Origin of the sequence: Pseudomonas sp. R11-23-07 (genome assembly GCF_003852295.1) — a bacterium.
Lineage (GTDB): Bacteria > Pseudomonadota > Gammaproteobacteria > Pseudomonadales > Pseudomonadaceae > Aquipseudomonas.
This window is the reverse complement of the sequence record NZ_CP027761.1, coordinates 1,542,332-1,568,739: the sequence shown is the minus strand read 5'-3', so window position 1 is coordinate 1,568,739 and position 26,408 is coordinate 1,542,332. Positions and strand designations below refer to the sequence as shown.

Genomic DNA, 26,408 nt, shown 5'->3' with positions numbered 1-26,408 from the left:
CTTTTTTTGCAACACCCTAGAGAGTATGAATGAACGAGCTGGCGGAAAAAGTCCAACAGGCTTTGATGAAGGCCATCGACAACGATGACCTGGTTCTGCCGACATTACCGGAGGTGGCCCTGAAAATTCGTCAGGCCGCCGAAGACCCGGAGATCAGCATCAGCCACTTGAGTAAAGTGATCAGTCGCGATACCGCCCTGTCGGCGCGCCTGATCAAAGTGGTCAATAGCCCGTTGCTCAGAGCAACTCAGGAAGTTACCGACCTGCACACCGCCATCACCCGGCTCGGCACCAATTACAGCAGCAACCTGGCCATCGGCCTGGTCATGGAGCAGATCTTTCACGCCCGCTCCGAGGTGGTCGAACAGAAAATGCGCGAAGTGTGGCGCCGCAGCCTGGAGGTCGCGGGCGTCAGCTATGCCTTGTGTCGTCGGCATAGCCAACTCAAGCCGGACCAGGCGGCCCTGGGCGGCCTGGTGCACCAGATTGGCGTGCTGCCGATCCTCACCTACGCCGAAGACCATTACGAGCTGCTGTCCGACCCGGTCAGCCTCAACCACGTGATCGACAGCATCCATCCGGTATTGGGCGACAAGCTGCTCAGCGGCTGGGACTTCCCCGAAATGCTGGCAAAACTGCCCGGCCAGTATCTGAACCTGGAACGCGACTGCGCCCAGCTCGATTACATCGATGTGGTGCAGGTCGCCGTGCTCTACTGTCACCGCCACACCGGACACCCACTGGCAAACGTCGATATGGCCGACGTACCGGCGGTGAAGAAGCTGCGGATTGACCCCTACAGCGAGACGTTGCGCACCGAACTGGATGAAGCACGTTCGATGTTCTACTGATCCCCGGCGATAAAACTCACGCGCACTTTCAACCCCACCGATTCGCCATCGTGCAGGCTGATCTGCGCCAGGTGCGCACGGCAGATCTCCCCGACAATCGCCAGCCCCAGGCCCGACCCCATACCCTGCTGGCTGCGCCGATAAAATCGCTCGAATACCCGGTCCCGCTCATCCAGCGGGATACCGGGTCCATCGTCTTCGACTTCGAGCACCGCTGGCGCCGTAACCCGCAAAATCACGTTGCCACCCGGTGGTGTGTGCGCCAGCGCATTGTCCACCAGGTTGCTCAGCAACTCATTGAGCAGCGTCGGTTCGCCGCGCAGCCACACCGGCTCGTCTGCTTCCAGCGCTAAGGCAACGCCTCGCGCGTGGGCCAATGGCGCCATGGCCATGCCCAGCTCTCGGGCCAATTGGCTGAGGTCGAGCAACTGCGCGCCGCCTTCGGCAATGGCCCTGGCACCATTTTCGATGCGTGCCAGGGACAGCAACTGATTAGCCAGGTGCGTGAGACGGTCGGTGCCCTGGGCGGCGGTTTCCAGGGTGGTGCGCCACGTGGCCGGGTCTTCGGCGCGCAGGCCCAGTTCCAGGCGGGCCTTGAGCGCGGCCAGCGGCGTACGCAACTCGTGGGCGGCGTCGGCAATGAACTGCGCCTGGCGTTCGAACTGGCCGCGCAAGCGTTCGGTGAAATGGTTGAGGGAACGCACCAGCGGGCCGAACTCATCCTGCACCTCTACCAGCGGCAAGGGCCGCAGGTCGTCGGGCTGGCGTTCTTCCACCGCCGTGCGCAGGCGCTCCAGCGGGCGCAGCGCCGCGCTGACGGCAAACCACACCAGCAACAGCGCGCCAATGGCAAGCATGCCCAGGCGCAACAAGGTGTCGGCCATCAGGCTACGGGCCATGGCGACCCGGGCTTCGTCAGTTTCCGCGACACGGATCTCCGCCATGCCATTCATGTTCGGCTCGGAGACAGCCTTGAGCAGGCTCACCACGCGCACAGGCTGGCCCTGATACACGGCGTCGTAGAACCGCGCCAAGGCTGGGTAATCATCCGTACGCGGGGTGCCGGGCGGCGGGCCGGGAAGGTTTTCGTAACCCGATATCAGCTTCTGGTTGATGTCATTGACCTGGTAATAGATACGCCCGGCGCTGTCGTAGGCAAAGGTGTCCAGGGCCACGTAGGGCACGTTGGCACTGAGCGTGCCGTCCACCTGGGTCAAGCCGGCGGCAATGGTGCGCGCCGAGGCCAGCAGCGTGCGGTCATAGGCGGTGTCGGCCGCTTCGCGCCCGTTCCAGTAGGCACTCATGCCACTGGCGAGCATCAGCAGCACCAGCAACAGCGCGAGGTTCCACAGCAGGCGCCAGCGCAGGCTGCTGGGCTTATGCATCGCGGGCTTCCAGCAGGTAGCCAAGGCCACGGAAGGTCACGATGGCGATAGGCTGGCCGTCGAGTTTCTTGCGCAGGCGGTGCACATAAATTTCGATAGCGTCCGGGCTGGCTTCTTCGTCGAGACCGAACACCTGGGAGGCCAGTTGCTCCTTGCTCATCACGCGGCCAGGCCGGGCGATGAGCGCCTCGAGCACCGCTTGCTCGCGCGAGGTCAGCGTCAGCAGTTCGCCACCGGCCGTGAAGCGCCGAGTATCGAGGTCGTACACCAGCACGCCGCACGCCTGCTGGCGCTCGCCGCCCAATACGCTGCGCCGTAGCAGCGCCTTGACCCGCGCTTCCAGTTCCGTCAGCTCAAACGGTTTGGCGAGGTAATCGTCGGCGCCCAGGTTCAAGCCATGCACGCGGTCTTTTACATCGCTGCGTGCCGTCAGCATCAACACCGGCAAATTTTTTCCACGGGCGCGCAAGCGTGCCAACACTTCGAAACCATCCATGCGCGGCAGCCCCACATCAAGGATCGCCGCCGCGTATTCCTCGCTGCTCAACGCCAGGTCCGCAGCCACGCCATCGTGCAATACGTCGACGGTCAACCCTATGCTCTTGAGCGCTTGGGCGACACTTTCGGCGAGTTGCAAATGGTCTTCAACCAGAAGGACACGCATGAATTTCTACCTCGTGCAGGCGTGGGCGACGCCACGCTTTGGCGGGCAGTTTACAGGCGCAACCTGCCCTGTGAAGCCCGAAAACATTGAAAGGCAACTGAAAGGTTAGTGAAAGCTTCGCCCTTTAGCATCCAGTTACGGTGGTTACGCCCGCCGAGCTACCTCACCCGTAGCGCCCGAAAAACGCCTCGAAGCGTTTTCGCCAAAATAAGAACAATAACGGAGTGCACCACGATGCTGTCGACACAGCCCCAGGCTCGCCCGCCTGCAAGAAATTCCCGCCTTACTCACACCCACTCTGCCCTTGCCGTCTTCGAAGACGGTGGCCGTGCGCTCGCGCAACGCCAGGCACAGCAGCGCACGCGGCTAAGCCACTCATAACAAAAATACGGAGATCACCATGACCCTTTCACTGCGTAAAGTTGCGATTACCGCCGGCTGCATGCTGTTTGCCGGCCAACTGCTGGCCGCCGACGAACCCAAGCGCCCTGAATGCATCGCCCCGGCTTCCCCGGGCGGTGGTTTTGACCTGACCTGCAAGCTGGCACAAAGCGCGCTGGTCAACCAGAAACTGCTGAGCAAGCCGATGCGCGTGACCTACATGCCAGGCGGCGTCGGCGCAGTGGCCTACAACGCGGTGGTCGCTCAGCGCCCTGCGGATGGAGGTACCCTGGTGGCCTGGTCCAGCGGTTCATTGCTGAACCTGGCCCAGGGCAAGTTCGGTCGCTTCGATGAAAGCGCCGTGCGCTGGCTCGCAGCGGTAGGCACCAGCTACGGTGCCATCGCAGTGAAAAGTGATTCACCCTACAAGACCCTCGACGATCTCGTAAAAGCCTTGAAGAAAGATCCAGGCAGCGTAGTGATAGGTTCCGGCGGTACGGTTGGCAGCCAGGACTGGATGCAAACCGCCCTGATCGCCAAGGCCGCCGGCATCAACCCGCGCGAGCTGCGTTACGTCGCGCTGGAAGGCGGCGGCGAAATCGCTACCGCTTTGCTCGGTGGCCACATTCAGGTGGGCAGCACCGATATTTCCGACTCCATGCCGCACATCCTCAGCGGCGACATGCGCTTGTTGGCGGTGTTCTCCGAGCAGCGCCTGGACGAGCCGGAAATGAAGAACATCCCGACCGCCAAAGAGCAAGGCTATGACATCGTGTGGCCAGTGGTGCGTGGCTTCTACCTCGGGCCAAAAGTCAGCGATGCCGACTATGCCTGGTGGAAGGATGCGTTCGACAAACTGCTGGCTTCCGACGAGTTCGCCAAGCTGCGTGATCAGCGCGAGCTGTTCCCGTTCGCCATGACAGGCCCGGAACTGGACACCTACGTGAAAAAACAGGTGGCTGACTACAAAGTGCTGGCCAAAGAGTTCGGCCTGATCCAGTAAACGCCCCGCTTTCGCGCGGCCACGCCCGTTTAAACACGCGGTGTGGCCCAGGAGTTCACCATGCTCTTACAACGTATTTTCGCTGCTGTGATGTTAGTGGCCTGCATCGGCCTCGCGCTGATGGCTTGGCCCTATCAGGCGGCCTTTTCCTACGAGCCAGTAGGGCCTCGGGCTTTCCCGCTGCTGATGCTCGGGCTGATGAGCCTGGCGCTGATCTACATGCTGTTTCGCCCGCAACCCACCCAACACACCGAAGAAGACCCGGCGCTGGACCGCGACACACTGGTCAAGATCGGCATTTGCGTAGCGCTGTTGATCGTGTTCGCCGCCACCTTCGAATCGTTGGGTTTCATCCTCAGCAGCCTGTTGATCGGCATCCCGATGGCACGCCTGTATGGCGGGCGCTGGATGCCCAGCGTAGTGATCGTCGGCCTGATGGCCATCGGCTTGTACCTGCTGTTCGACAAAGCCATGGATGTGCCGCTGCCCCTCGGCCTGCTCGACGTACTGGAGAACTGATATGGATACTTTTGGCTATTTGGGCCAGGGATTCGGCGTCGCGCTGAGCCCGTACAACCTGGTGACCGCCTTGTGCGGCACGCTGATCGGCACCGTGGTCGGCCTGCTGCCGGGCCTGGGGCCAATCAATGGCGTGGCACTGTTGATTCCCATCGCATTCGCCCTGGGCCTGCCACCCGAGTCGGCGTTGATTCTGCTCGCAGCGGTGTACCTGGGCTGCGAATACGGCGGCCGTATCAGCTCGATCCTGCTCAATATTCCGGGCGAAGCCTCCACCGTGATGACCACCCTCGACGGCTACCCGATGGCCCGTAAAGGCCTGGCCGGTGTGGCGCTGTCGTTGTCGGCGTGGAGTTCGTTCATCGGTGCCTTTATCGCCACCTGCGGCATGGTGCTGTTTGCCCCGCTGCTGGCCAAATGGGCGATTGCCTTCGGCCCGGCGGAATATTTCGTACTGATGGTGTTCGCGATTGTGTGCCTGGGCGGCATGGCCGGTGACAAGCCGCTGAAAACCTTTGTGGCGGCGCTGATCGGCCTGTTCCTCTCGGCGGTAGGCATCGATGCCAACAGCGGCGTGTACCGCTTTACCGGCGACAACATCCACCTCACCGATGGCATTCAGTTCGTGGTGTTGGTGCTGGGCCTGTTTTCCATCAGCGAGATCCTGCTGCTGCTGGAGAAAACCCACCGTGGCCAGGAAGCGGTCAAAGCCACCGGACGGATGATGTTCAACCTGAAGGAAGCGTCTTCGGTTTTCGTAGTCAACATCCGTTGCGGCCTGCTCGGCTTCATCATGGGTGTGCTGCCGGGCGCGGGTGCTACGTTGGCCTCGGCCGTTGCCTACATGACCGAAAAACGCCTGGCCGGCGCCAGCGGCACATTTGGCCAAGGCGACATGCGTGGCCTGGCCGCGCCGGAAACCGCGATCGGCGCCTCCGCCTGCGGTGCGCTGGTGCCGATGCTGACGCTGGGCGTGCCCGGTTCGGGCACCACGGCGGTGATGATCGGCGCCCTGTCGCTGTACAACATCACGCCCGGCCCGCTGCTGTTCCAACAGCAACCGGACATTGTCTGGGGCCTGATCGCCTCGTTGTTCATTGCCAACATCATGCTGGTGATCCTCAACATCCCGATGATCCGCATCTTCACCCGCATCCTCGCCGTGCCGAACTGGGCGCTGGTGCCGGTGATCGCCATCATCACCGCAATTGGCGTGTACGCGGTGCATGCCACCACGTTCGACCTGTTCCTGATGGTCGGTATCGGCATCTTCGGCTACATCCTGCGCAAGCTCGACTTTCCGCTGTCGCCGGTATTGCTGGGCTTTATCCTCGGCGGCCTGATGGAACAGAACCTGCGCCGCGCACTGTCGATCTCCAACGGTGCGCTGGACATCCTGTGGTCGAGCCCGATCACCTTCGGCGTCTGGGTACTGACCGCGCTGATGCTGATGTTCCCGCTGGTGCGCATCTACCGCAAACGTGCCTTGCAGCGTCGTGCCGTGGCCGATGTCTGAGGTCACTTTCAAGCAATGGTGGGGAACACCGCTGGTCGGCCTGGCCGGCGGTTACCTGGCCAGCCTCGTCGGCTGGCCCTTGCCCTATATGGTCGGCTCGTTGCTGGCGATCATCCTGGTGCGCTGCCTCACGCCCTGGCAATTGGCGGAAATTCCCGGCGGGCGCAAATGCGGCCAATGGGTGGTGGGCATCGGCATCGGCCTGCACTTCACGCCGGTAGTGATCGAACAGGTGATGAGCCACTTCGGGCTGATCTTCTTCGGCGCCTTGGTGACGAGTTTGTCGAGCGTGGTCGGGGTGTGGTTGATGCGCCGCAGCGGTGAAGACCGCGCTACCGCGTTTTTCTCCAGCATGCCGGGCGGTTCCGGCGAGATGGTCAACCTCGGCGCGCGCAATGGTGCGGTGCTCAGCCGGGTTGCAGCGGGCCAGAGTTTGCGTGTGCTGGTGGTGGTGCTGTGTGTGCCGGCGATCTTCAAGTATTTGCTGGGCGGTGGCGCTCCGCAGTTTCATCCGGCACCTGTGGATTGGCGGTGGCTGGCGTTGCTGTTTCCGATGGGGGCTCTGGTGGCCTGGGGCTGGCAGCGTTTGCACCAGCCGAACCCTTGGCTGTTCGGCCCGTTGCTGGTGAGTGCGACTGCCAGTGTGGTCTGGGACCTGCATATCGGCCTGCCCGATGGCGGCAGCCAGATCGGCCAATGGCTGATCGGCAGCGGCTTGGCGTGTCACTTCAACCGCCAGTTCTTTCGCAGGGCTCCATCCTTTATGGGTCGCACGTTGATCGGCACCGCCTTGACCATGGCACTGGCAACATTGGCGGCGGTGGGCCTTAGCGCCCTGACCCAGTTGGACCTGCGCTCCTTGACCCTGGGCATGATGCCCGGCGGCATTGCCGAAATGAGCCTCACGGCTGAAACCTTGCAATTGTCGGTGCCGTTGGTGACTGCAATGCAGGTGATGCGGCTGTTGTTCGTGCTGTTTCTGGCGGAGCCGTTGTTCAGGCATTGGAACCGCCGGCCGGAAACAATCTGAATCCTCTTCGCAGTTCAGAGCGGCGGCAACCGCCACTCGATCGGCGCCTCGCCATTCTGCTCCAGAAACTTGTTGGCGCGACTGAAATGCCCGCAGCCCAGGAACCCGCGATACGCCGACAACGGTGATGGATGCACCGAGGTCAGCACTAGGTGCTTGGTGGCATCGATCAGCTTCTGTTTGCTCTGGGCGTGGGCGCCCCACAACAAAAACACCAGATGCGGCTGATGCTCGCTGACCACCTCGATGATCCGGTCGGTAAAGAACTGCCAGCCCTTGCCCGCATGGGCATTGGCATTGGCGCGTTCCACGGTCATGGTGGTGTTGAGCATCAGCACGCCCTGGTCGGCCCAGCTTTGCAGGTAGCCGTGGTTGGGGATGTCGATGTTCAGGTCACGCTTGAGTTCTTTATAGATATTGACCAGGGACGGCGGCGCCGGCACGCCCGGTTGCACCGAGAAGCACAGGCCGTGGGCCTGGCCGGGGCCGTGGTACGGGTCCTGGCCGAGGATCACTACCTTGACCTTGTCCAGCGGCGTCGAGTTGAGGGCATTGAAAATCAGCGGGCCAGGCGGGTAGATCTCCTTGCCGGCCGCATGTTCCTGGCGCAGGAACTCGCGCAACTGGGCCATGTAGGGCTTCTCGAACTCATCGCGCAGGGCGTGTTTCCAGCTGGGTTCGAGTTTGATACGGTCGCCATCGGTCATAGTTGAATTGTCTTGTAAAAAAGAATGAGGCGAACCCTAGGAAAGCCGACCCCGCTTGTCAATTGATCTGACACACCACCGGCGCTTTCCCACGAAGGGATCATACTCATCCTTCACCTTCTCGATTGAGGTCACGATGAACCTGCACTTCGAAGAACTGACCGGCAGCGACGGCGCCCGCATCGGCATCGCCAGCCTGGACGCGGAAAAGACCCTCAACGCCCTGTCCCTGCCGATGATTTTGGCCTTGGGTGATCGCCTGGATGCCTGGGCCAAGGACCCGAACATCGTCTGCGTATTGCTGCGCGGCAATGGCCCCAAGGCCTTTTGCGCCGGTGGCGAAGTGCGCAGCCTGGCGCAGGCCTGTCGCGAACAACCCGGCGAAGTGCCCGCCCTGGCCGCGCAGTTTTTTGCTGCGGAGTACCGCCTCGATTATCGCCTGCACACCTATCCCAAACCGCTGATCTGTTGGGGCCACGGCTATGTGCTGGGCGGCGGCATGGGGCTGCTGCAAAGCGCGTCCGTGCGTGTCGTGACGCCCACCAGCCGTCTGGCTATGCCGGAAATCAGTATCGGCCTGTACCCGGATGTCGGCGCCAGCAGGTTCTTGTCGCGCCTGCCCGGCAAACTCGGGTTGTTCCTGGGCCTTACCGGCGCCCATATCAATGGCCGCGATGCCTTGGACCTGGGCCTGGCCGACCGTTTCCTGCGCGATGACCAGCAAGACGAACTGCTCGAAGGCCTGCTGCAACTGAACTGGCAGGAACAGAGCGCGATGCAGCTCAACAGCTTGCTCAAGGCCCTCGCCCAGGAAGCCGTCGACCAGCAACCCGAAGCGCAGTGGTTACCGCGCCGTGGGCAGATCGACGACTGGTTGGATGTGGGTGACATACGCTGCGCCTGGCGCGCGTTGAGCCAGTTGCGTGATCACGCTGATCCGCTGCTGGCTCGCGCCGGCAAAACTCTGAGCGAAGGCTGCCCGCTGACCGCCCATCTGGTGTGGGAGCAAATCCGCCGGGCTCGGCATTTGTCGTTGGCCCAAGTGTTCCAGATGGAGTACACGGTGAGCCTCAACTGCTGCCGTCATCCGGAATTCGCCGAAGGAGTGCGGGCGCGGTTGATCGATAAGGACCAGGCGCCGCACTGGCACTGGCCGGATATCAACACAATTCCAGAGGCGGTGGTGCAGGCGCATTTTGAAAAAGCCTGGGAGGGTAGGAATCCTCTGGCAGATTTATCCGATTATTGACAGCCTATCGTTGCGAGTCATTTATCGTGAATGCGCAATTATCGGGTTGATTGTCACGGCAGACGTAAACCTGTTGATCGAACGGAATCTTGCCGAGCTCCCAATGCAAGCTGTCGGTCAGCGACATGGTGGCGGCAGCGCCTGAAATGCAAGGACGCATAACGACCAGCTCTTCACGCTGGTTTTCATAAACGCACTTTTCCACGTAGCCGTTTTTTCGGTCAGTGCCCTTTTCAGGCGTGAATAAAGCGCCAAGAAAGCTATGTATATATTCGTTAGGCTCAACCTTGGGACCTTGCCAGAGCACGCCATCCTGCTGGTATTGAAAGTAGCCTTTGACGTTTCGGATCATCGATTTATCCGGACAAAACTGCTTTGCCCCCGCCGGGCCCATGACGCAGCCGACGAGTAAAAGCACGCACATCAGTTGTTTGAACATAGAGGCTTTCCTTCACAAGCACACAACGTTTCCCGCAGTGAATTAGATCTTGAGCCTCAAAGATAGCTGTTAAATCTGACAGTGCCGACGAATGGCAGGCAAAAAAAAGCGGCGCATCATGCGCCGCTTCGTTCAAAGCCTTTCTTCAGCGGTGACCACCGCGCCCACCGCCATGCTCACCACCCCGTCCGTGACCGCCGTTTCCCCAACGATTTCCTCCCCAGCCCTGGTTCGGATACGCCCGGTAGGCAGACCTCGGATAATAACGTGGCGCGGGTTGGTAATAACGCGGCGCCGAGTAATAGCGCGGGGCCGGATAGTAACGTGGAGCCGGCGCGTAGTAGCTGCCCCTGTCATAGCGAGGGCCACCGTAGTAATAGGCAGGCGCCGGTGCGGTATACACCTCGGAGCGATAGTAAGTGGCGCCTCCATCGTAGTAGGGCACACAAGCTGACAAGGTCAGGCCGAGTAATGCAGTGAGCAGCAGTCGTCGATACATGGCGGCCTCCTGGACCGCGGAAGAGCACCTCCAGCGACGCTGGAGAGCGGCATCCAGCTTGCGCCGAATGACACAATATCTGACATCAAAAACAACATCTGGTGCGTTTCAGTAACAACTTGATACATCAACACGCAATTCCTGTAGGGGCACCCGACGGGAGCCCAAGCTATATCGTCTCAGTCATATTCAGGCAGATACCGTGTCGCTCTCGATGACGGCGTTGTCCTGCTGCGGGTCCGAGCTGTATTGTGCAAGGCCCAGCACACCTGCCTATACAGCCTGACCCTGCCATGACCACACCCACGCTTTGCCCCGCCTGCGGAGCCGTCAACGACTGCGCCCTGGCAGACCCACGCACGGTTGACCAGGCGTGCTGGTGCTTCAATGTCACCATTGACCCGGCGGTACTCCTCGCGCTGCCTGACGAACTGCGCAATAAAGCCTGCCTGTGCTCGCGTTGCGCCCAAGTGGATGAACAGTTGCGCACCCCTGATGCGCGTTGATCGGTTCCTCAGCAACCTGCCGCGCTTCAATCGCAGGCAAGTACGGTTGCTGTTGGTGGAACGCCACGTCAGCGTTGATGGCGTAACGGTCAGCGATCCCCACCATGAGGTACGCGAGTTCAGCCAGGTGTGCGTTGATGGTGAGGTGCTGCAGGCGGGCAAACCGGCGCGCTATTTCATGCTGCACAAACCCCAAGGGTGCGTGAGTGCCACGGCGGATCCGCAACACCCTACCGTGCTCGATCTGCTGAATGAGCCGGACAAAAGCACGCTGCATATTGCCGGGCGCCTGGACTACAACACGACCGGCCTGATGTTGATCACCAACGATGGCCAGTGGTCGCGGCGCCTGACACAACCGACGACCAAGTTGCCCAAGGTGTACCGCGTGGAAACAGCGCAGCAAATCGGCCCCGAATACGCGGTGACATTCAAGGCGGGCCTGTACTTCGCGTTCGAAGACCTCACCACCCAACCCGCCGAGCTGGAATTACTGGGACCGACCACGGCGCGCTTGAGCATCATCGAAGGCCGTTATCACCAGGTGAAACGCATGTTCGGGCACTTCAATAACCAGGTGATTGCGCTGCACCGTGAGCGCATGGGCCCGCTGCAGTTGGATCCGTCCCTTGCGCCGGGGGAATACCGAGCCCTGACTGACGATGAAATCCGACAAGTCTGACGACCGTTCAGCCGCTGGTGGCAAAAAACCAGCCAGGCGGCTTGCGACCTGCCGAGTCTGTGCTTGAATCAAGTTCACCCGTTGAAATATGACTGGCGAGTCACCTATAACCTCCAAGAAACACCTTGCCCCGCCCGTGCTGGATTGACGGGCCGTCCCGGCAAACATCCCGCCCTGACAACCGCTGTCGGCCAACCGCAATCGGGCCGACAGGGGCGCTCATCTTCCAGGCGTATGCCTACCTGTCATAAAGCTCGTGCAAAGTCATTTGCGCGCCCTACCCGCTTGCCAGGAGTCTTACGACATGAGGCCAGAAATCGCTGTGTTGGATATACAGGGTCAGTACCGGGTTTACACGGAGTTCTATCGCGCGGATGCCGCTGAAAAGACCATCATTCTGGTCAACGGCTCGATGGCCACCACGGCCTCTTTCGCCCAAACCGTGAAAAGCCTTTACCCCCAATTCAATGTGGTGCTGTACGACCAGCCCTACGCCGGCCGTTCCAAAATCCACAACCGCCACGAGCAGATGCTGACGAAGGAAGTCGAAGGCCAGATCCTGCTGGAGCTGATCGAGCGCTTTGCCGCCGAACACGTGCTCTCGTTCTCGTGGGGCGGTACTGCCGCCCTGTTCGCCCTCGCCCAACGCCCGCGACGCATTGAAAAGGCGGTGATCAGCTCGTTCTCCCCGGTGATCAACCCGCCCATGCGCGACTACCTTGAGCGCGGCGTCGACTACCTCGGCAACCTCGACCGCGACCGCGTCGGCCATCTGGTCAACAGCACCATCGGCAAGCACCTGCCGTCGCTGTTCAAGCGCTTCAACTACAAGCACGTCAGCAGCCTGGCCGAGCATGAATACGGGCAGATGCACTTCCACATCAGCCAGGTGCTTCACAGCGATCGCTTGTGTTACCTCAATGCAGCAAGGCAGATCGACATTCCGGTGCTATTCCTGAACGGCGAATGGGACGAGTACACCAGCGCCGAGGATGCCAGGCTGTTTGGGCAACATATAACCCACAGCAGCTTCAGCACTGTCCAGGCCACGGGGCATTTCCTGGATATGGAGCATAAAGCGGCATGCCGGGACAGCCGGGAGGCGGTGGTAGGCTTTTTGAAAGGGCAGCGGCCGGTGAGTCGGTTACGCTACCAGCAGGGTCAGACGCAACATGCATGGGCGGTCTGAAGTGAGGCCCACTGTAGGAGCGGGTTCCTGCAGTGGCGCCGCTTGTCTGCGTACGGTGCGCGCGCAACGTGCGATTTTTTCGAAGAAAAACTTCAAATCCAGCTGAACATCTGGTACAAAGTCAGCCGCTTTGAGCGGGTATAGTTTAGTGGCAAAACGAAAGCTTCCCAAGCTTTAGTTGAGGGTTCGATTCCCTCTACCCGCTCCACTCAAATTGGCTTTCATGTCATGCCACGGCTGACACGGAACGCATAAAAAACCGGCTCCTGGGGGCCGGTTTTTTTTGGCTGACGTTCAGGTGCCTATAACGCTCGCCTTCTACGAAGAATTCGAGCGCAAGAAACGTAGTTTGCCAATACCCTGATGGACCTACACTGGCGCCTTACGCTTCAGCATCCCTTCGAGGAGCCCGCCCATGCCCTGTGAATACACACTCATGCCCTCCCCTGTCGGCGAACTCACCTTGGTGGCGCGCCATGGCAAACTTGGCGCCATCCTGTGGCAAACAGAGCGCGCCAACCGCGTGCGCCTGGGCGAATTGATCGAGACCAACGACAGCCTGGTGCTATTGGAAGCCCAGCGCCAGCTAAACGAATACTTCGCGGGAACACGCAGCCAGTTCGAGCTGGAGTTGGACTTCGCCGGCACCGACTTTCAGAAACAAGTCTGGCAGGCCCTGCTGACCATTCCGTTTGGCGAAACGCGCAGCTACAGCCAGATAGCCCAGCAGATCGGCAACCCGAAAGCCGTGCGTGCAGTCGGGGCGGCGAATGGGCGTAATCCGATTTCGATCATTGCGCCCTGTCACCGAGTGGTGGGTGCTTCGGGCGGGCTGACCGGGTTTGCGGGAGGGCTTGAGGCCAAGCAATATCTGTTGACGCTGGAGAATCGCGGCCAGGCGAAACTGGCGTTCTGATCATGGCTGTGGGGCAGCTGCGCGAATAAAGGACGCGCAATCGAACAAGCGTTGGAAACCGAGCTTTCCATACAGTGCAACGGCGAGCGTCGAGGCCTCGAGAAAACACCGACGAGCCCCCAGGCCCGAGGCGTGAAGCAGGGCCGCTTGAATCAATCGAGTGGCGTAGCCTCTTCCACGAAAGCCGACCCGCGTGCCGACATCACTCAGTCGGGCCTCCCCCTCACATAACGACAAGGTCAACGAACAGCTCACCTGCCCCTCCACAGACAATGTGAAGTGATAAAGGGCTTCACCGGCGTCCAGGGATCGCTGATGCCGAGCCTGGTAATGCGCGACCGCCTCAGGCGCTATCAGGAACGCACTGTCGAGCGGAGTCGCCCATTCGTTCAGGTTCCGAGTCAGGCTGATCTGCACACCTTCCTCGTTTATCAATGGCGCAAGGCGCGCCAGTGACAGGACCATCGCCGTGGTCTCTTCAGCCGGCTGAAAGCCGAGCTGCGCGAGCACGTCGCGCAAGCCCTCGACCTGTTCCTGAGGAATCACGATGCGAATGGGGATCAAGGTACGACGGATCAGGTCCAGGGGTAACTCCGTCGCTTCGCGCAGCGGGGCGCTGTCCAGACGAATAAACAACATATTCCACGGCGCGCAATGTTCCTCAGCAAAGTATGTGCTGATACCGGCGCTATGCCGACAATACATCGCGCAGGTCGCCGCAAAAAAATGCGCTTCGGTCAAGTCATAGCGTGCGAATAGGGCATGGGCGTTTTTAGCGTGCATAAGCAATAACCAGGCAAAAACCCAGTCTTGTGCTCAAGGTTTCACAGCGCCGTAGGCCCGCTCCTAAAAGCCCTACAGAAAAACCTTTACTTTTGTCCGACCGATAAGTTGTAAAAAGAAATTTCAGCGAGCGACTGCTGTCAGTAGTTCATCACCCTTCTTGAGGAAAACGGTCATGAAATTCTCTGCAGTCTCCCAAACCCTGTCGCGCTGGGCCGGCAGCCCCAGGACGTTCTACACGGCGGTGGCGCTGATCCTGGCATGGAGCCTGAGCGGGCCATACTTTCATTACAACGACACCTGGCAATTGATCATCAACACCTCGACCACCATCATCACGTTCCTGATGGTGTTCCTGATCCAGAACACACAGAACCGCGACAATGACATCCTGCATATCAAGATCGACGAGCTGTTGCGTGTGTCCAAGGATGCGCAGAACGCGGTGCTGAGCCTGGACGGCCTGGACCGCAAGGAGCTTGAAAAGCTACGCCAGGAATATCGCGATATCGGCAAAGCCGGCAGCTTGAACCTCAACAGCAGTTGCGGCCCTGCCGCCGACGACGCGGCGGCGCCGAAAACAAATTTGAACCAGGCCTGAAAAAAACGGCGGTTGGAGATGATCCAACCGCCGTTTTCATTTCAAAGGGAGCTTCAACTCAAAGGGAGCTTCAACCGTCGCCTTGGTGCCCCTTGCCGTAGGTCGATGCCAGGGCGCGGGCTTTTTCCAGACGCTCCTGCAGCTTGGGCAGCGTCTCATCCACCAACGCTTTTATCTCTGGCACCTGCGACGCCGCGCCTTCCTGCTTGAACAGGGCGATGGCGTCTTCGTTTTCCTTGACCTGCTGCGCGGTGTAAGCGGCGTCGAAGGAGTCGCCGTCCTTGAGTTCGGGCATCAGGGTTTCGGCCTTGTCGACGATCTTCTCGCGCGGGGCTACCGGCAAGTCGAGCTTTTTAGCGATAGCCGCCAGATGCTGGTTGGCCAGGGTGCGCTCATTGATCACCTCGATGGTGTAATCCTTGATCTCCTGGGACGAAGTTCTGGCGTGGGCCATGCGACTGGTTTCGATATCGGCCATGCCTTTGGCCGAAGCCTGCTCGATGAATTCGGCAGGTGACTGGGCGAAAGCATTGCTGGCGCCGAGGCCCAGCAGCATCGCGAAACTGGCGGTGCGTAACCGGATAGCCATGCGGCTCATGATGGGTTCCTCCAGGGCAAAAATAGGTGCGAGGAAACAGCGCCTCGCCCTGGATTCGAATTTTGCTTGAGGCAAAGGTTTAGAAAATACTTTCCAGTGCGACGAACGGTCGTTGTTGAGTCGGGCGGTTTTGTCAGCAAACAGACCCGGACTTCTGCACGTTCCCAGTCTAGGGGTAAAACTTCATTCCGGCATAAGGCTTGGCGCGACAGGCTTGCAACCGCGAGGCGAGATCGCCGACATGGGCTTCGAGCTTGTGACCATCGGGGTCGAGAAAATAGAACGAGGCGCCTTCACTGCGATTGTCGCGCCACTCCTCCACGCCAGCGCCTCGCAAGCGTGCGACCAGGGTCATGAAATCGTGCGCTTCGACGGTCAACGCGTAATGCGTGTAATCGGCTGCCGGGATCGGGTCACGCAACGGGTCCAGCGACAAACATAACCACAGCCCAGGCAACGAAAGGTAGGCGCCGTTATCCCAAGTGGCGTCAAGCCGAAGCTGCAAGAGCTCATGGTAGAAACGGATGCTGCGCTGCAGATCGGTGACGGCCAGGGTCAGGTGATTCAGCCCGGTTAGCATAAGTTTTTCCTTGTCCGGAATGCCTCTGACGAACGGGACAATCGATCAATGAGATGACGCTGTAATATGTTGCACTACCTATCACTACATTGAGGTTCGTATGTCTGTTATGTCCCTGCGGATACCGGACGATGTCGCCGATACGCTTGCCAGTCTGGCCAAAGCGACCGGTCGCAGCAAATCGTTCCTCGCTGTTGACGCGCTACGTGAATACTTGACGCGTGAAGCATGGCAAATCGAAGAGATTCAAAAGGCGCTGAAAGAAGCTGATGCGGGGGATTTCGCGACGGCTGCCGAGGTAAAAGCCGTCGCTGACAAATGGCGCAACAATGCAGGTTGAGTGGCTGAGGACAGCCCTCAGAAACCTGGATGATGAAGCGGCCTTTATTGCTGAAGAAAACCCTAAAGCCGCCTACGAGTTCGTCCAGGCGATTTTGGCCGGGCTTGAACACATTGCGCAATTTCCCGCGTTGGGAAAAACCGGGCGCGTCCCAGGGACGCGTGAATGGGTGGTGCCCCGGTGGCCCTACATTGTCCCTTACCGTATTCGTGAAGGGCGACTACAGGTGATGCGAATTTTTCATACCCGCCGCCAACCACCTACCTCCTGGTAGCAGCTGATCAGCCCTTTAGCACACCTTGCACCCGCCCACTCAACCACTGCAACCCCGCATCCCCACCCCGTCGCGCATGCCATGCCAGCTCAAATGCAAACGAAGGAATATGAAACGGCGGTGGCACGGCGATCAGTTGGGCATGATCGATATTCAACAGGCCCCGGGAGGAGACGGTCAGGATCAGGTCCGTGCCCTGAATCAACTGCGGTGCCACGCCCCAGTGCGGCAGGCTGACGGCCACATGCCGGCGCTGACGAATCGCGGTCAGCGCACGCTCGATTTCCGGCATGCCGCTGCCGCGCATTTCCAGCAAGACATGGGGGCGTGACAGGTAGGTAGGCAGGTCCAGCACACCCGTCGTCGGCAGGCTGTCGCGGTCGACCAGGCAGGTGTAATGCTCTTCGAATAAAGGCGTAGTCCGCAGTTCGGCAGGCATGTCAGGGAAAACCCCGGCGGCCAGGTCGAGATCGCCATTGAGCACGCCGTCGACCATGCCTTCGCGGCTGGCCTGGATGATTTGCAGGTCGATGCCCGGCGCTTCACGGCGCAACAAGCGCACCAATCCCGGTAGGAAAATCGCCGCACTGTAGTCCGACATTGCCACGCGAAAGCGGCGTTTGGCCGACGCCGGGTCAAAGCGGTTCGGCGCCAGCAGCACTTGCACCTGGGCCAGCGCCTCCGCCAACGGCGTAGCCAACTCCAGCGCACGCGCCGTTGGTATCAATGAGCCGCCCTGACGCACCAGCAACGGGTCGCCCAGCAGGTCACGCAAGCGCGCCAGCGCGTGGCTGACCGCCGGTTGGCTCAGGTGCAGACGTTCGGCGGCGCGGGTGACGTGTTGCTCGCTGAGCAACACGTCAAGAATCACCAACAGGTTGAGGTCGATGCGCCTTAGATCATTCATCAGCTGCATGCTCGGTATAAGAACTTGGAATTTAAATTTGCGCGACGAATAACCTAGAGTCCAGCAAAACCTCTGGGAGATTCGCCATGACGACGTTGCATTGGCTGGGTGTGTTGCTGCTGGCGGTGATCGCTGGTGCCGTGGTGCCGTTTCAAAGCGCGATCAACGCCAACCTGGGTCGCGGGCTCGGTCACCCGTTGTGGGCGACGCTGGCTTCGCTGTTGGTGAGCATCATTGTGTTGCTGCCGGTGATCATCGCCCTACGGCTGCCCTTGCCGAACCTGGCCTTTATCACCCAGGCGCCGCTGTGGATGTGGGCCGGTGGCGCGTTCGGGGTGTGCTTTATCTCGCTGGCATTGGTGCTGATGCCCACGCTGGGCGCATCAGGCTTCGTTGCCCTGGCGATGGCCGGGCAGATTCTCGCGTCGTTGCTGCTCGACCATTTCGGCCTGTTCGGGCTGGTGGAGCGCCAACTCACAACGCCCCGCGTGGTGGGGGCGTTGCTGTTGATCGGCGGCGTCGCACTGATTCAGTTCAGCGCGACACCGGCCCGTGCATTGGCAACGGCTGGCTGACGACCACAGCGAACCGCCATGCTGATACACGAAAACCCGGCGCGGGCAGACCTCCTACACAATCAGCGGGTCGGAATAATCGGTGATCATTGCACCACTCCCGAAGCCTTCAGACGTTGAATGTCAGCGTCTGTCAGGCCCAGGCCTGCGAGGATGTCATCGGTATGCTGGCCCAGCGCAGGCCCTTGCCAATTCACCGCGCCGGGCGTTTCCGACAGTTTGGGCACGATGCCGGGCATTTTTACCGACACACCACCGGGCAAATCGGCATCGAGCAACATATCCCGTGCCTGGTAGTGCGGGTCGCTGACAATGTCCGCCACGGAGTAGATGCGCCCGGCCGGCACTTCAGCGGCCTCCAGGGCGCTGAGCACCTGCTCGATGGGCAGGCTGCTGGTCCAGTGGGTGATTGCCGCGTCGAGCAAACCACTCTGTGCCGCACGGCCATCGTTATGGGCGAACTCAGGCGCAGCGGCCAGGTCGGCGCGGCCGATGGCGGTCATCAGGCGCTTGTAGATCGGGTCGCTGTTACCAGCGATCACCACGTAGGCGCCGTCGGCGGTCAGGTAGGTATTGGACGGCGCGATACCGGGCAAGGCACCGCCGCTGCGCTCACGCACATGGCCGAGCATGTCGTATTCGGGCACCAGGCTTTCCATCAGGTTGAACACGCTTTCCGCCAGGGACACATCGACGATCTGGCCGTCACCCTGGCCGGTCTTGACCCGCAGCAGCGACATCAGCGCGCCGATCACACCGTGCAACGACGCAAGCGAATCCCCCAGGCTCACGCCGACCCGCGCCGGTGGCGAATCCGGGTTGCCGGTGGTGTAGCGAATGCCACCCATGGCCTCGCCGATCGCACCGAAACCCGGGCGGTCGCGATAGGGCCCGGTCTGGCCATAGCCGGAGATGCGCACCAGGGTCAGCTTGGGGTTGAGGGCATGCAACACATCCCAACCCAGGGCGAGTTTTTCCAGGCCTCCGGGGCGCAGGTTTTCGATCAGCACGTCGGCGTCGGCGAGCAGCTGCTTGATCAGGCTCAAGCCCTCTGCCGACTTGAGGTCCAGGGCCAGGGACTGCTTGTTGCGCGATTGCAGGTACCACCACAGCGACGTGCCTTCGTGCAGCTTTCGCCATTTGCGAAGCGGATCGCCCTGCCCCATGGCTTCGATCTTGATCACCTCGGCACCAAAATCGGCCATCATCCGCGCCGCGAAGGGCGCGGCAATCAGGGTGCCGATCTCGATAACCTTGACACCGTTCAGGGGAGCCGTCATGGGATGTACCTCTTATTCTTGGAGTGTGCACCGAGGCTAAAGCACTCGGGCAGGAAAAATCCAACCGCAGCACACCAGACTTTTGTGCAGCATCAGCTACGCTCGGCGGCCAAGCGATTGATCTCGGCCTGCTCCACCACAGGCTGCGGCGCGCCACGGCTCACCGCCTGCAACATCGCACGGCCGACGGTCTCGGTGCTGACGACCCAGCTCGGCTTTATCCGACGTACAAACGAGAGCAACGGCCCGAGCACGCTATAAAACGCTTGGTACAACGGCGTCTTCGAACGCACACCGTGCAACGGCTGGACAATCCCCGGCCGGAACACATAGACCGCCTTGAACGGCAAGCGCAGCAAGGCGTTCTCGGTCTTGCCCTTGACCCGCGCCCACATCGACTTGCCCGTCTCGGAACTGTCAGTGCCGGCGCCGGAGACATAGATAAACGTCATCTGCGGGTTGAGCCGCGCCAGGGTGCTGGCGGCGACTAAAGTCAGGTCATAAGTGAGGTGGGTGTAGTTGATTTCATTCATGCCCGCCGAGGAAACACCCAGGCAAAAGAAACACGCATCAAAGCCTTGCAGCAGGTTTTCCAGAGGTTGGAAATCCAGCATGTCGCTGTGCAACACCTGATGCAGTTTGCCGTGCTCCTGGGTCAACGACGTGCGGCCGACGGCAACGACTTCCTGCACGTCGGGCGCCAGCAGGCACTCGCGCAGTACGCCCTGACCGATCATGCCGGTGGCGCCGAATAATAGAACTCTCATGGGGGACCTCAGCGGCAAGCCGCAAGCTTCAAGCTCAAGTTGAACGCGTTCAACCTTTAGCTTAACGCTTGCAGCCCAAAGCTGCCCCCTATCAAAACGCGCTGCGAAAAATCTCCTCGATCTGACGCTGATCCGCCCGTCGTGGGTTGGTCAGGCCGCATGCATCCTTCAGCGCATTACTCGCCAGCAGCGGAATATCCTGCAATTTGGCGCCAAGTTCGCGCAGGCCGGCGGGGATTTCCACGTCCTGGGACAGGGCGCGAATCGCGACGATAGCGGCCTGCGCGCCCTCTTCCGGGGTAACGCCCTTGATATCAGCCCCCAACGCGCGCGCCACGTCACTCAAACGCTTGGCGCTGACACTGGCATTGAAACTCTGCACGTGGGGCAGCAGCACCGCATTGCACACGCCATGGGGCAGGTCGTAGAGGCCGCCGAGCTGATGCGCCATGGCGTGCACGAATCCCAGCGACGCGTTGTTGAACGCCATGCCCGCGAGGAACTGCGCATACGCCATGTTTTCCCGCGCGGCTATGTCGCTGCCATCGCGCACGGCCAGGCGCAGGTTGGCGCTGATCAGTTCGATCGCCTTGATTGCGCAGGCGTCGGTGATCGGTGTGGCGGCGGTGGACACGTAGGCTTCGATGGCATGCGTCAAGGCATCCATGCCGGTGGCAGCGGTGAGGCCCTTGGGCATTGCGACCATCAATGCCGGGTCGTTGACCGACAGCAGCGGCGTGACATTGCGGTCGACGATGGCCATTTTCACGTGGCGGGTTTCGTCGGTGATGATGCAGAAACGGGTCATCTCACTGGCCGTGCCGGCAGTGGTGTTGATCGCCACCAGCGGCAATTGCGGCTTGCTCGATTGATCGACACCCTCATAGTCGCCGATACGCCCGCCGTTGGTGGCGCACAGGGCGATCCCCTTGGCGCAGTCATGGGGCGAACCGCCGCCCAGGGACACCACAAAATCGCAGGCGCTCTGTTGCAGCAGCGCCAGGCCTTTTTCGACGTTTTCCACCGTGGGGTTGGGCCTGGCGCCATCGTAGACCACCGAATCGATGTCCTGCAGCGCCAGCTTTTCGGCGATCATGCTGGCCATGCCGGCTTTGCACAGGCCCTGGTCAGTGACGATCAACGCCTTGCGAAAGCCGTAGTTGCGTATAGCAATCATGGCTTCGTCGAGGCAGCCGATGCCCATGATATTGACGGCGGGAATAAAGAACGTGCTGCTCATGGTCGATCCTCAGGGGCTTTATAGCCACAGAATCCACCGGTACCACTTGCCGCATCTTGACCAGGATCAACGCCGGCTCGTGATAAAGTCACCGTCCAGCCGATTTCGAGTAGACCCGCCGCAATGAAGGATTTCCAGGATATTGACGCCCACCTTGAAGACTGGAGCGCACTGCGCGGCGCCATCGACTTCAACGGGATTCTGATCGGCAACGGCGCAAGCCGCACGATTTGGGAAGACTTTGCCTACGACTCACTGTTTGAAAACGCCCGCACAGTGGAAGAAAAACCCCTGGGTCAATCCGAACTCAGCGTATTCGACGCGCTGCAAACCCGCAGTTTCGAGCAGGCCCTTGGTGCGCTGAAAACCACCAGCCGCGTCAACAAGGCCCTGGCGGTCAGCTCGGCGGCGCCACGCAATCGCTACTATGCGATCAAGGAAGCGCTGATCAATACGATCCACGCCGTGCACATCCCCTGGCGCCTGGTGCAGCCCTCGACCCTGACGGCCCTGAACACCGAAATGGCCCGCTACGCTACGGTCTTCACCAGCAACTACGACCTGCTCAACTACTGGGCGATCCTGCACACGCCGGGTATCGACGACCTGTTCCGCAGCGCCGATTCAAGCTTCGACCTGCGCGATACTCGCACCGACGCCACGCGTATCCTGTACCTGCACGGCGGCCTGCACCTGGTGCGCAACCTCGACGGCACCGCGCGCAAACTGCCGTCCACCGACAGCACATTGCTCAGCAGTTTCGCGATCAACAACACGATCAAGACCCTGGACGACGTGCCGCTGTTCGTCAGTGAAGGCCCGGTGCACGAGAAGCTCAAGACCATCCGCAGTTCGGATTATCTGTCGTTCTGTTATGAACAGTTGCTCACCCACGAAGGCGCGCTGTGCATCTTCGGCCATGGCCTGGGGCCGCAGGATAAACACTTGGTGGATGCGATCCGCCAGGCCAGCATCACCACCCTGGCGATTTCGGTATCGGGGCGCAGCGACGGGTTTATTCGTCAGCAGAAGCAGCGGTATTCGCAGTTATTCCAAGGCACCGGCATGGAACTGAAATTCTTTGCCGCGCGTACTCATCCACTGGGTAATCCGGCGCTGTCGGTGCCAGTCGAACACTGATCCAGTGAACGAAGAAGGCCAAATGTGGGAGGGGGCTTGCTCCCGATAACGGTGGATCAGCCAATGAATGTGTCGGCTGACACACCGCCATCGGGAGCAAGCCCCCTCCCACATGGGCCCCGCGCTTAGTTCAAGAAACTATCGGCGCGCAGCAGGGTTTCCAGGCAATGTTCGGTGATGTGGTAGAACGCCTTCAGCTCCTGAATTTTCCCCAGCAGTTGCGCGTTATCCAACGGCTGCGTGCGCTTGATCGCCAGGATCATCTTGTTCTTGTTGGTGTGCTCCAGCGAGATGAACTCAAATACTTTGGTTTCATAGCCACAGGCTTCGAGATACAAGGCGCGCAAGCTGTCGGTGACCATTTCTGCCTGTTGGCCCAGGTGCAGGCCGTATTGCAGCATTGGCTTGAGCAGCACCGGGCTCTGGATCTGCAGGCGAATCTGTTTGTGGCAGCACGGTGAGCACATGATGATCGACGCGCCGGAACGGATGCCGGTGTGAATCGCGTAGTCGGTGGCGATATCGCACGCATGCAGGGCGATCATTACGTCCAGCTCGCTCGGCGCGACGCTGCGCACGTCGCCGCACTTGAATACCAGCCCTGGGTGTTCCAGGCGTGCGGCGGCGGCGTTGCACAGGGTCACCAGGTCTTGACGCAGCTCGACACCGGTCACTTCGCCTTCGGCCTTGAGGGTGTTGCGCAGGTAGTCATGGATCGCGAACGTGAGGTAGCCCTTGCCCGAGCCGAAATCGGCGACGCGCACCGGTTGGTCCAGCTGCAACGGTGAGGCTGTCAGCGCATGGCTGAACACTTCGATGAACTTGTTGATCTGCTTCCACTTGCGCGACATCGACGGGATCAGCGCTTGGCTGGCGTCGGTCACGCCCAGATCGGCAAGGAACGGCCGGCTCAGGTCGAGGAAGCGATTTTTCTCGCGGTTATGCTCGGCAGATGGCGCCTCACGCAATTGTTGCGGCTTGCTTTTGAACAGCGAGCTTTTGTTCTTCTTGCTGTATTCCAGCTGGGCTTCGTCCGTCAGCGACAACAAGTGTGCGTTCTTGAACGAGGCTGGCAGCAGCTCGGCAATCGCCGCCACGCCGTCCGCCAGTGGGAAATTCTTGGTAATGTCGCGGGTCTTGTAGCGGTATACGAAGGACAGGCAGGGCTGCTCCTTGACCGTCACGGGCTTGATGATCAGCCGCTGCAGTTCGGCTTCCGTGCCCACGTATTTGGCCAGCACCAGCTTGATGAAGGCGTTCTGCGCCAGGCTTGCGCTCAGCAGTTCGATGAACTGGGCGTGATGATCCGGCGCAGGGCTGGCAGGTTGAGCGGTGACGGACATGAACAAAAGCGCCTCGGACAAAGAATGCGGGGCATTTTAGGGGGGATAACTGGCCAGGGCACGGAGTTATTTGACCAATGGTACGTTCCAACAGCCAAAGTAGATCCAAATGTGGGAGGGGGCTTGCTCCCGATAGCGGTGTGTCAGCCAGCTTATCTATAGCTGACACACCCTCATCGGGAGCAAGCCCCCTCCCACATTTGGAATTTTGTTGGCTGGGCTATTCGAGTACGACCAGACGGTTCGGCAGTTCATTACGCGTCTGCGTCACCGGCACATGCACCTTGAGCAATTCCCCACACGCCTCGATGCAGGCAATGAACCCGGCCAACGTCTGCCCCTGCTTCACCTGCTGGGTGAATGCCTTGACGATGCCATCCCAATTGCTGTCATCCAGCTGTTTGGAGATGCCTTCATCCACCAGGATTTCCACATAACGCTCGGCCTCGCTGACAAAAATCAGCACACCGGTGCTGCCCAGCGTGTGGTGCAGGTTCTGCTCGAGGAACTGGCGGCGTGCCAGGTTCGAGGCGCGCCAGTGGCGGACCGAGCGAGGGATCAAGCGGGTGGTGACCTTGGGCAGACGAAACAGCAGGCACAACACAATGAAGGTCGCCCACTGCGCCAACAACAAGGTGTACATGGTCAGGTAGCCCGACAGGTAATGCACCACCCCGGGTACCACCAATGCGATCAGGCTGGCCCACAGCAACGGAATGTAGGCGTAGTCATCGGCGCGTGCAGCCAGCACCGTGACCAGCTCGGCGTCGGTCTGTTGCTCGACCCGGGCGATCGCTTCGGCCACTTGGCGCTGCTCGTGTTCAGTCAGTAATGCCATGGTTGTAGATGCTCTTTTCTCGTTATTGTCATTACCAGCCGCCCGACGCCCCGCCACCGCCGAAACCACCACCGCCGCCGCGAAAACCACCGCCGCCGCCTCCCCCACTACCACCGCCGCCACCGCCACCACCGCCGCCCCCACCATGCCCGATGAGGCTGAGGATAACCAGCAGGATAGTGCCCACCGGCAGGCCCATGCGATGACACAGCCACAACACGCCGATCAGCAGGATGAAGAAACCGATGGAAAGCGCGGGATTGTCCTTCGGCGCGGACCACGGATCCGCCACACGGGCCGGCACGGCCAGCGGTTCACCGCCCACCACCTGGATCATCGCCGCGACACCGTCGCTGATGCCCTGGCTGAAATTGCCGGCCTTGAACTTGGGCGCGATCACCTGGTTGATGATCACCCAGGACTGCGCATCCGTCAGCACGCCTTCCAGGCCGTAGCCAACTTCGATGCGCAACTTGCGCTCGTCACGGGCGACGATCAACAGCGCGCCGTTGTCCTTGCCCTTCTGGCCGATCCCCCACTGGCGGCCCAATTGATAACCGTAGTCTTCAATCGGCACGCCCTGCAGGTCGGGCACGGTGACCACCACGATCTGGTCACCGGAGGTCTGTTCCAGCGCCTGCAATTGCTGCGTCAGTTGCTGGCGCACCGCCGGGTCGATCAGCTGGGCGTTGTCCACCACCCGCCCGGTCAACGCCGGGAAGGTCAGGGCCGCCTGGGCCATGCCCACGCAGGCCAGCAGCCACAGCGCCAGGCCTATCCGTAATAAACGCATCGACACCTCAAGGCAGCGTTATTTGAACTTCACCTGCGGCGCCTTATCGGCATCGGCACTGGTGGCTTCAAACGTGGCGCGGATCGGCAAGTCGCTGTACATCACGCTGTGCCACAGGCGGCCTGGGAAGGTGCGGATTTCGGTGTTGTAGGCCTGCACGGTCTGGATAAAATCGCGACGGGCCACGGCGATACGGTTTTCAGTCCCTTCGAGCTGCGATTGCAGGGCCAGGAAGTTCTGGTTGGCTTTCAGGTCCGGATAGCGTTCGGACACCACCATCAAACGGCTGAGTGCGCCGCTGAGGCCGTCCTGGGCTTGCTGGAACTGCTTGAGTTTTTCCGGGTTGTCGAGGGTGCTGGCATCGACCTGGATCGAGGTGGCCTTGGCCCGCGCTTCAATCACCGCGGTCAGGGTGTCCTGCTCATGGGCGGCATAGGCCTTCACCGTTTCCACCAGGTTGGGGATCAGGTCGGCACGGCGTTGGTACTGGTTCTGCACCTGGCCCCAGGCCGCCTTGGCCTGTTCGTCGAGGGTCGGAATGTTGTTGATGCCGCAACCGCTCAATACGCTGCTGATCAATAACAGCGCCGCGGCTTTCAAGCCCCAGCGGTAACCTTGTGCTGCTTGCATGGTGTATCTCCTGCCAATCTGGATGGAATGTGATGACTAACCCTATAAACCACGCGCTTGGGGCATAATCCGCCACCACTGGAATGCTTCGAGCCAATCAGCTACAAAGATGCCCAGCGCGAAAAAGAGTTCAGAGTGTGCTGCATTTATCTGAACAACACCCGAACAACAATAGACGCTCCC

At 60.5% G+C, this 26,408-nt stretch carries 31 protein-coding genes and 1 tRNA gene; 16 read left to right on the top strand and 16 right to left on the bottom strand.

All coding sequences use genetic code 11. The features are described from left to right. The first annotated feature begins 29 nt into the window (after positions 1 to 29). Positions 30 to 851, top strand: coding sequence for an HDOD domain-containing protein (locus C4J84_RS07035; RefSeq protein ID WP_124369952.1), 822 nt, complete (start codon positions 30 to 32; stop codon positions 849 to 851). On the opposite strand, the gene C4J84_RS07030 is transcribed toward C4J84_RS07035, so the two are convergent. Both C4J84_RS07030 and C4J84_RS07025 read right to left on the bottom strand, forming a co-directional pair. Further along, the gene (locus C4J84_RS07030) at positions 845 to 2,236 is read right to left on the bottom strand and encodes a sensor histidine kinase (RefSeq protein WP_124369951.1); all 1,392 of its coding nucleotides are present in this window, start codon (positions 2,234 to 2,236) and stop codon (positions 845 to 847) included. The two genes, C4J84_RS07035 and C4J84_RS07030, sit on opposite strands and share 7 nt — an antisense overlap. Continuing rightward, positions 2,229 to 2,900, bottom strand: a complete 672-nt coding sequence (locus tag C4J84_RS07025) for a response regulator (RefSeq protein WP_124366210.1) — start codon at positions 2,898 to 2,900, stop codon at positions 2,229 to 2,231. The genes C4J84_RS07030 and C4J84_RS07025 overlap by 8 nt, the downstream gene beginning before the upstream one ends. A 394-nt stretch (positions 2,901 to 3,294) precedes the next feature. Between C4J84_RS07025 and C4J84_RS07020 the strand changes: the two genes are divergently transcribed. From C4J84_RS07020 to C4J84_RS07005, 4 genes are read left to right on the top strand one after another with little or no spacing between them, the layout of a single operon-like run. Then, entirely contained in the window at positions 3,295 to 4,284 is a 990-nt protein-coding gene (locus C4J84_RS07020; protein WP_164484579.1) for a tripartite tricarboxylate transporter substrate binding protein, read from the top strand. Between the two features lie 60 nt (positions 4,285 to 4,344). Further along, entirely contained in the window at positions 4,345 to 4,803 is a 459-nt protein-coding gene (locus C4J84_RS07015) for a tripartite tricarboxylate transporter TctB family protein (RefSeq protein WP_124435093.1), read from the top strand. A 1-nt stretch (position 4,804) separates the two neighbouring features. Then, the gene (locus tag C4J84_RS07010; RefSeq protein WP_124428996.1) at positions 4,805 to 6,319 is read left to right on the top strand and encodes a tripartite tricarboxylate transporter permease; all 1,515 of its coding nucleotides are present in this window, start codon (positions 4,805 to 4,807) and stop codon (positions 6,317 to 6,319) included. Continuing rightward, a complete protein-coding gene (locus C4J84_RS07005) occupies positions 6,312 to 7,349 on the top strand; it encodes an AbrB family transcriptional regulator (protein WP_124435092.1) in 1,038 nt (345 codons plus the stop codon). Before C4J84_RS07010 ends, C4J84_RS07005 begins: the two co-directional genes overlap by 8 nt. 14 nt (positions 7,350 to 7,363) lie before the next feature. Here C4J84_RS07005 and ung read toward each other — a convergent pair whose 3' ends face one another. After that, a complete protein-coding gene (gene ung / locus C4J84_RS07000) occupies positions 7,364 to 8,056 on the bottom strand; it encodes a uracil-DNA glycosylase (protein WP_124369947.1) in 693 nt (230 codons plus the stop codon). A gap of 136 nt (positions 8,057 to 8,192) precedes the next feature. Between ung and C4J84_RS06995 the strand changes: the two genes are divergently transcribed. Continuing rightward, a complete protein-coding gene (locus C4J84_RS06995; protein ID WP_124435091.1) occupies positions 8,193 to 9,305 on the top strand; it encodes an enoyl-CoA hydratase/isomerase family protein in 1,113 nt (370 codons plus the stop codon). A gap of 4 nt (positions 9,306 to 9,309) precedes the next feature. Here C4J84_RS06995 and C4J84_RS06990 read toward each other — a convergent pair whose 3' ends face one another. Both C4J84_RS06990 and C4J84_RS26385 read right to left on the bottom strand, forming a co-directional pair. Beyond that, positions 9,310 to 9,744, bottom strand: coding sequence for a DUF3757 domain-containing protein (locus C4J84_RS06990; RefSeq protein ID WP_124428993.1), 435 nt, complete (start codon positions 9,742 to 9,744; stop codon positions 9,310 to 9,312). A gap of 145 nt (positions 9,745 to 9,889) precedes the next feature. Beyond that, on the bottom strand, positions 9,890 to 10,243 hold the full coding sequence (locus tag C4J84_RS26385) for a hypothetical protein (RefSeq protein ID WP_124361718.1): 354 nt from the start codon (positions 10,241 to 10,243) through the stop codon (positions 9,890 to 9,892). Between the two features lie 293 nt (positions 10,244 to 10,536). Here C4J84_RS26385 and C4J84_RS06980 point away from each other — a divergent pair, with 293 nt between their 5' ends. The 5 genes from C4J84_RS06980 (at position 10,537) to C4J84_RS06960 (ending at position 13,536) form a co-directional block, all read left to right on the top strand. Further along, positions 10,537 to 10,749 carry a cysteine-rich CWC family protein gene (locus C4J84_RS06980; protein WP_124369945.1) on the top strand — a complete coding sequence of 71 codons (213 nt, stop codon included), beginning with the start codon at positions 10,537 to 10,539 and terminating at the stop codon, positions 10,747 to 10,749. Next, a complete protein-coding gene (locus C4J84_RS06975; RefSeq protein ID WP_124369944.1) occupies positions 10,739 to 11,431 on the top strand; it encodes a pseudouridine synthase in 693 nt (230 codons plus the stop codon). Before C4J84_RS06980 ends, C4J84_RS06975 begins: the two co-directional genes overlap by 11 nt. A 304-nt stretch (positions 11,432 to 11,735) precedes the next feature. Beyond that, positions 11,736 to 12,620, top strand: a complete 885-nt coding sequence (locus C4J84_RS06970; protein WP_124435090.1) for an alpha/beta fold hydrolase — start codon at positions 11,736 to 11,738, stop codon at positions 12,618 to 12,620. A 134-nt stretch (positions 12,621 to 12,754) separates the two neighbouring features. Continuing rightward, a tRNA-Gly gene (locus tag C4J84_RS06965) sits at positions 12,755 to 12,828 on the top strand. 207 nt (positions 12,829 to 13,035) lie between these two features. Beyond that, entirely contained in the window at positions 13,036 to 13,536 is a 501-nt protein-coding gene (locus C4J84_RS06960) for a methylated-DNA--[protein]-cysteine S-methyltransferase (protein ID WP_124435089.1), read from the top strand. Here C4J84_RS06960 and C4J84_RS06955 read toward each other — a convergent pair whose 3' ends face one another. Then, entirely contained in the window at positions 13,537 to 14,277 is a 741-nt protein-coding gene (locus tag C4J84_RS06955; RefSeq protein WP_305955461.1) for a GNAT family N-acetyltransferase, read from the bottom strand. Between the two features lie 217 nt (positions 14,278 to 14,494). On the opposite strand from C4J84_RS06955, the gene C4J84_RS06950 reads away from it, so the two are divergent. Then, the gene (locus C4J84_RS06950; RefSeq protein ID WP_124435087.1) at positions 14,495 to 14,920 is read left to right on the top strand and encodes a low affinity iron permease family protein; all 426 of its coding nucleotides are present in this window, start codon (positions 14,495 to 14,497) and stop codon (positions 14,918 to 14,920) included. A 70-nt stretch (positions 14,921 to 14,990) separates the two neighbouring features. Here the strand turns inward: C4J84_RS06950 and C4J84_RS06945 are convergent, their stop codons facing one another. Together C4J84_RS06945 and fos are read right to left on the bottom strand one after the other, a co-directional pair. Further along, positions 14,991 to 15,518 (bottom strand): DUF4142 domain-containing protein, encoded by a 528-nt coding sequence (locus tag C4J84_RS06945; protein WP_057723086.1) that lies wholly within the window; start codon positions 15,516 to 15,518, stop codon positions 14,991 to 14,993. Positions 15,519 to 15,687: 169 nt separating this feature from the next. Further along, positions 15,688 to 16,098, bottom strand: coding sequence for a fosfomycin resistance glutathione transferase (gene fos / locus C4J84_RS06940; protein WP_124369940.1), 411 nt, complete (start codon positions 16,096 to 16,098; stop codon positions 15,688 to 15,690). Positions 16,099 to 16,198: 100 nt separating this feature from the next. Between fos and C4J84_RS06935 the strand changes: the two genes are divergently transcribed. Next, positions 16,199 to 16,438, top strand: a complete 240-nt coding sequence (locus tag C4J84_RS06935; RefSeq protein WP_124361708.1) for a CopG family ribbon-helix-helix protein — start codon at positions 16,199 to 16,201, stop codon at positions 16,436 to 16,438. Next, positions 16,428 to 16,712, top strand: coding sequence for a type II toxin-antitoxin system RelE/ParE family toxin (locus tag C4J84_RS06930; RefSeq protein ID WP_124361707.1), 285 nt, complete (start codon positions 16,428 to 16,430; stop codon positions 16,710 to 16,712). The genes C4J84_RS06935 and C4J84_RS06930 overlap by 11 nt, the downstream gene beginning before the upstream one ends. Positions 16,713 to 16,719: 7 nt before the next feature. On the opposite strand, the gene C4J84_RS06925 is transcribed toward C4J84_RS06930, so the two are convergent. Then, positions 16,720 to 17,628 carry a LysR family transcriptional regulator gene (locus C4J84_RS06925; RefSeq protein ID WP_256681395.1) on the bottom strand — a complete coding sequence of 303 codons (909 nt, stop codon included), beginning with the start codon at positions 17,626 to 17,628 and terminating at the stop codon, positions 16,720 to 16,722. A 77-nt stretch (positions 17,629 to 17,705) separates the two neighbouring features. Between C4J84_RS06925 and C4J84_RS06920 the strand changes: the two genes are divergently transcribed. Next, entirely contained in the window at positions 17,706 to 18,194 is a 489-nt protein-coding gene (locus C4J84_RS06920; protein WP_124369938.1) for a DMT family transporter, read from the top strand. A gap of 86 nt (positions 18,195 to 18,280) precedes the next feature. On the opposite strand, the gene C4J84_RS06915 is transcribed toward C4J84_RS06920, so the two are convergent. From C4J84_RS06915 to yiaY, 3 genes are all read right to left on the bottom strand, one after another. Beyond that, the gene (locus C4J84_RS06915) at positions 18,281 to 19,474 is read right to left on the bottom strand and encodes a CaiB/BaiF CoA-transferase family protein (protein WP_124435085.1); all 1,194 of its coding nucleotides are present in this window, start codon (positions 19,472 to 19,474) and stop codon (positions 18,281 to 18,283) included. A gap of 92 nt (positions 19,475 to 19,566) precedes the next feature. Then, a complete protein-coding gene (locus C4J84_RS06910; protein WP_124369937.1) occupies positions 19,567 to 20,241 on the bottom strand; it encodes an NAD-dependent epimerase/dehydratase family protein in 675 nt (224 codons plus the stop codon). A gap of 91 nt (positions 20,242 to 20,332) precedes the next feature. Then, positions 20,333 to 21,481 carry an L-threonine dehydrogenase gene (gene yiaY / locus C4J84_RS06905; RefSeq protein WP_124369936.1) on the bottom strand — a complete coding sequence of 383 codons (1,149 nt, stop codon included), beginning with the start codon at positions 21,479 to 21,481 and terminating at the stop codon, positions 20,333 to 20,335. A 123-nt stretch (positions 21,482 to 21,604) separates the two neighbouring features. On the opposite strand from yiaY, the gene C4J84_RS06900 reads away from it, so the two are divergent. Further along, positions 21,605 to 22,621 carry a DUF4917 family protein gene (locus C4J84_RS06900; RefSeq protein ID WP_124369935.1) on the top strand — a complete coding sequence of 339 codons (1,017 nt, stop codon included), beginning with the start codon at positions 21,605 to 21,607 and terminating at the stop codon, positions 22,619 to 22,621. 125 nt (positions 22,622 to 22,746) lie between these two features. Here the strand turns inward: C4J84_RS06900 and C4J84_RS06890 are convergent, their stop codons facing one another. The 4 genes from C4J84_RS06890 to C4J84_RS06875 all read right to left on the bottom strand — a co-directional run bounded on the left by C4J84_RS06890 (position 22,747) and on the right by C4J84_RS06875 (position 26,225). Further along, positions 22,747 to 23,964, bottom strand: coding sequence for an SAM-dependent methyltransferase (locus C4J84_RS06890; protein WP_124369933.1), 1,218 nt, complete (start codon positions 23,962 to 23,964; stop codon positions 22,747 to 22,749). A gap of 220 nt (positions 23,965 to 24,184) precedes the next feature. After that, the gene (locus C4J84_RS06885; protein WP_124366185.1) at positions 24,185 to 24,802 is read right to left on the bottom strand and encodes a TPM domain-containing protein; all 618 of its coding nucleotides are present in this window, start codon (positions 24,800 to 24,802) and stop codon (positions 24,185 to 24,187) included. Positions 24,803 to 24,833: 31 nt separating this feature from the next. Continuing rightward, on the bottom strand, positions 24,834 to 25,595 hold the full coding sequence (locus tag C4J84_RS06880) for a YgcG family protein (RefSeq protein ID WP_124369932.1): 762 nt from the start codon (positions 25,593 to 25,595) through the stop codon (positions 24,834 to 24,836). Between the two features lie 18 nt (positions 25,596 to 25,613). After that, the gene (locus C4J84_RS06875) at positions 25,614 to 26,225 is read right to left on the bottom strand and encodes a LemA family protein (RefSeq protein ID WP_124361693.1); all 612 of its coding nucleotides are present in this window, start codon (positions 26,223 to 26,225) and stop codon (positions 25,614 to 25,616) included. Between the last annotated feature and the right edge of the window lie 183 nt (positions 26,226 to 26,408).

Bases quoted from the DNA above. Each gene is read 5' to 3' on its own strand.
- C4J84_RS07035 (WP_124369952.1), top strand. From the start codon at position 30: ATGAACGAGCTGGCGGAAAAAGTCCAACAGGCTTTGATGAAGGCCATC.
- C4J84_RS07030 (WP_124369951.1), bottom strand. From the start codon at position 2,236: ATGCATAAGCCCAGCAGCCTGCGCTGGCGCCTGCTGTGGAACCTCGCG.
- C4J84_RS07025 (WP_124366210.1), bottom strand. From the start codon at position 2,900: ATGCGTGTCCTTCTGGTTGAAGACCATTTGCAACTCGCCGAAAGTGTC.
- C4J84_RS07015 (WP_124435093.1), top strand. From the start codon at position 4,345: ATGCTCTTACAACGTATTTTCGCTGCTGTGATGTTAGTGGCCTGCATC.
- C4J84_RS07010 (WP_124428996.1), top strand. From the start codon at position 4,805: ATGGATACTTTTGGCTATTTGGGCCAGGGATTCGGCGTCGCGCTGAGC.
- C4J84_RS07005 (WP_124435092.1), top strand. From the start codon at position 6,312: ATGTCTGAGGTCACTTTCAAGCAATGGTGGGGAACACCGCTGGTCGGC.
- ung (WP_124369947.1), bottom strand. From the start codon at position 8,056: ATGACCGATGGCGACCGTATCAAACTCGAACCCAGCTGGAAACACGCC.
- C4J84_RS06995 (WP_124435091.1), top strand. From the start codon at position 8,193: ATGAACCTGCACTTCGAAGAACTGACCGGCAGCGACGGCGCCCGCATC.
- C4J84_RS06990 (WP_124428993.1), bottom strand. From the start codon at position 9,744: ATGTTCAAACAACTGATGTGCGTGCTTTTACTCGTCGGCTGCGTCATG.
- C4J84_RS26385 (WP_124361718.1), bottom strand. From the start codon at position 10,243: ATGTATCGACGACTGCTGCTCACTGCATTACTCGGCCTGACCTTGTCA.
- C4J84_RS06980 (WP_124369945.1), top strand. From the start codon at position 10,537: ATGACCACACCCACGCTTTGCCCCGCCTGCGGAGCCGTCAACGACTGC.
- C4J84_RS06975 (WP_124369944.1), top strand. From the start codon at position 10,739: ATGCGCGTTGATCGGTTCCTCAGCAACCTGCCGCGCTTCAATCGCAGG.
- C4J84_RS06970 (WP_124435090.1), top strand. From the start codon at position 11,736: ATGAGGCCAGAAATCGCTGTGTTGGATATACAGGGTCAGTACCGGGTT.
- C4J84_RS06960 (WP_124435089.1), top strand. From the start codon at position 13,036: ATGCCCTGTGAATACACACTCATGCCCTCCCCTGTCGGCGAACTCACC.
- C4J84_RS06950 (WP_124435087.1), top strand. From the start codon at position 14,495: ATGAAATTCTCTGCAGTCTCCCAAACCCTGTCGCGCTGGGCCGGCAGC.
- C4J84_RS06945 (WP_057723086.1), bottom strand. From the start codon at position 15,518: ATGAGCCGCATGGCTATCCGGTTACGCACCGCCAGTTTCGCGATGCTG.
- fos (WP_124369940.1), bottom strand. From the start codon at position 16,098: ATGCTAACCGGGCTGAATCACCTGACCCTGGCCGTCACCGATCTGCAG.
- C4J84_RS06935 (WP_124361708.1), top strand. From the start codon at position 16,199: ATGTCTGTTATGTCCCTGCGGATACCGGACGATGTCGCCGATACGCTT.
- C4J84_RS06930 (WP_124361707.1), top strand. From the start codon at position 16,428: ATGCAGGTTGAGTGGCTGAGGACAGCCCTCAGAAACCTGGATGATGAA.
- C4J84_RS06925 (WP_256681395.1), bottom strand. From the start codon at position 17,628: ATGCAGCTGATGAATGATCTAAGGCGCATCGACCTCAACCTGTTGGTG.
- C4J84_RS06920 (WP_124369938.1), top strand. From the start codon at position 17,706: ATGACGACGTTGCATTGGCTGGGTGTGTTGCTGCTGGCGGTGATCGCT.
- C4J84_RS06915 (WP_124435085.1), bottom strand. From the start codon at position 19,474: ATGACGGCTCCCCTGAACGGTGTCAAGGTTATCGAGATCGGCACCCTG.
- C4J84_RS06910 (WP_124369937.1), bottom strand. From the start codon at position 20,241: ATGAGAGTTCTATTATTCGGCGCCACCGGCATGATCGGTCAGGGCGTA.
- yiaY (WP_124369936.1), bottom strand. From the start codon at position 21,481: ATGAGCAGCACGTTCTTTATTCCCGCCGTCAATATCATGGGCATCGGC.
- C4J84_RS06900 (WP_124369935.1), top strand. From the start codon at position 21,605: ATGAAGGATTTCCAGGATATTGACGCCCACCTTGAAGACTGGAGCGCA.
- C4J84_RS06890 (WP_124369933.1), bottom strand. From the start codon at position 23,964: ATGTCCGTCACCGCTCAACCTGCCAGCCCTGCGCCGGATCATCACGCC.
- C4J84_RS06885 (WP_124366185.1), bottom strand. From the start codon at position 24,802: ATGGCATTACTGACTGAACACGAGCAGCGCCAAGTGGCCGAAGCGATC.
- C4J84_RS06880 (WP_124369932.1), bottom strand. From the start codon at position 25,595: ATGCGTTTATTACGGATAGGCCTGGCGCTGTGGCTGCTGGCCTGCGTG.
- C4J84_RS06875 (WP_124361693.1), bottom strand. From the start codon at position 26,225: ATGCAAGCAGCACAAGGTTACCGCTGGGGCTTGAAAGCCGCGGCGCTG.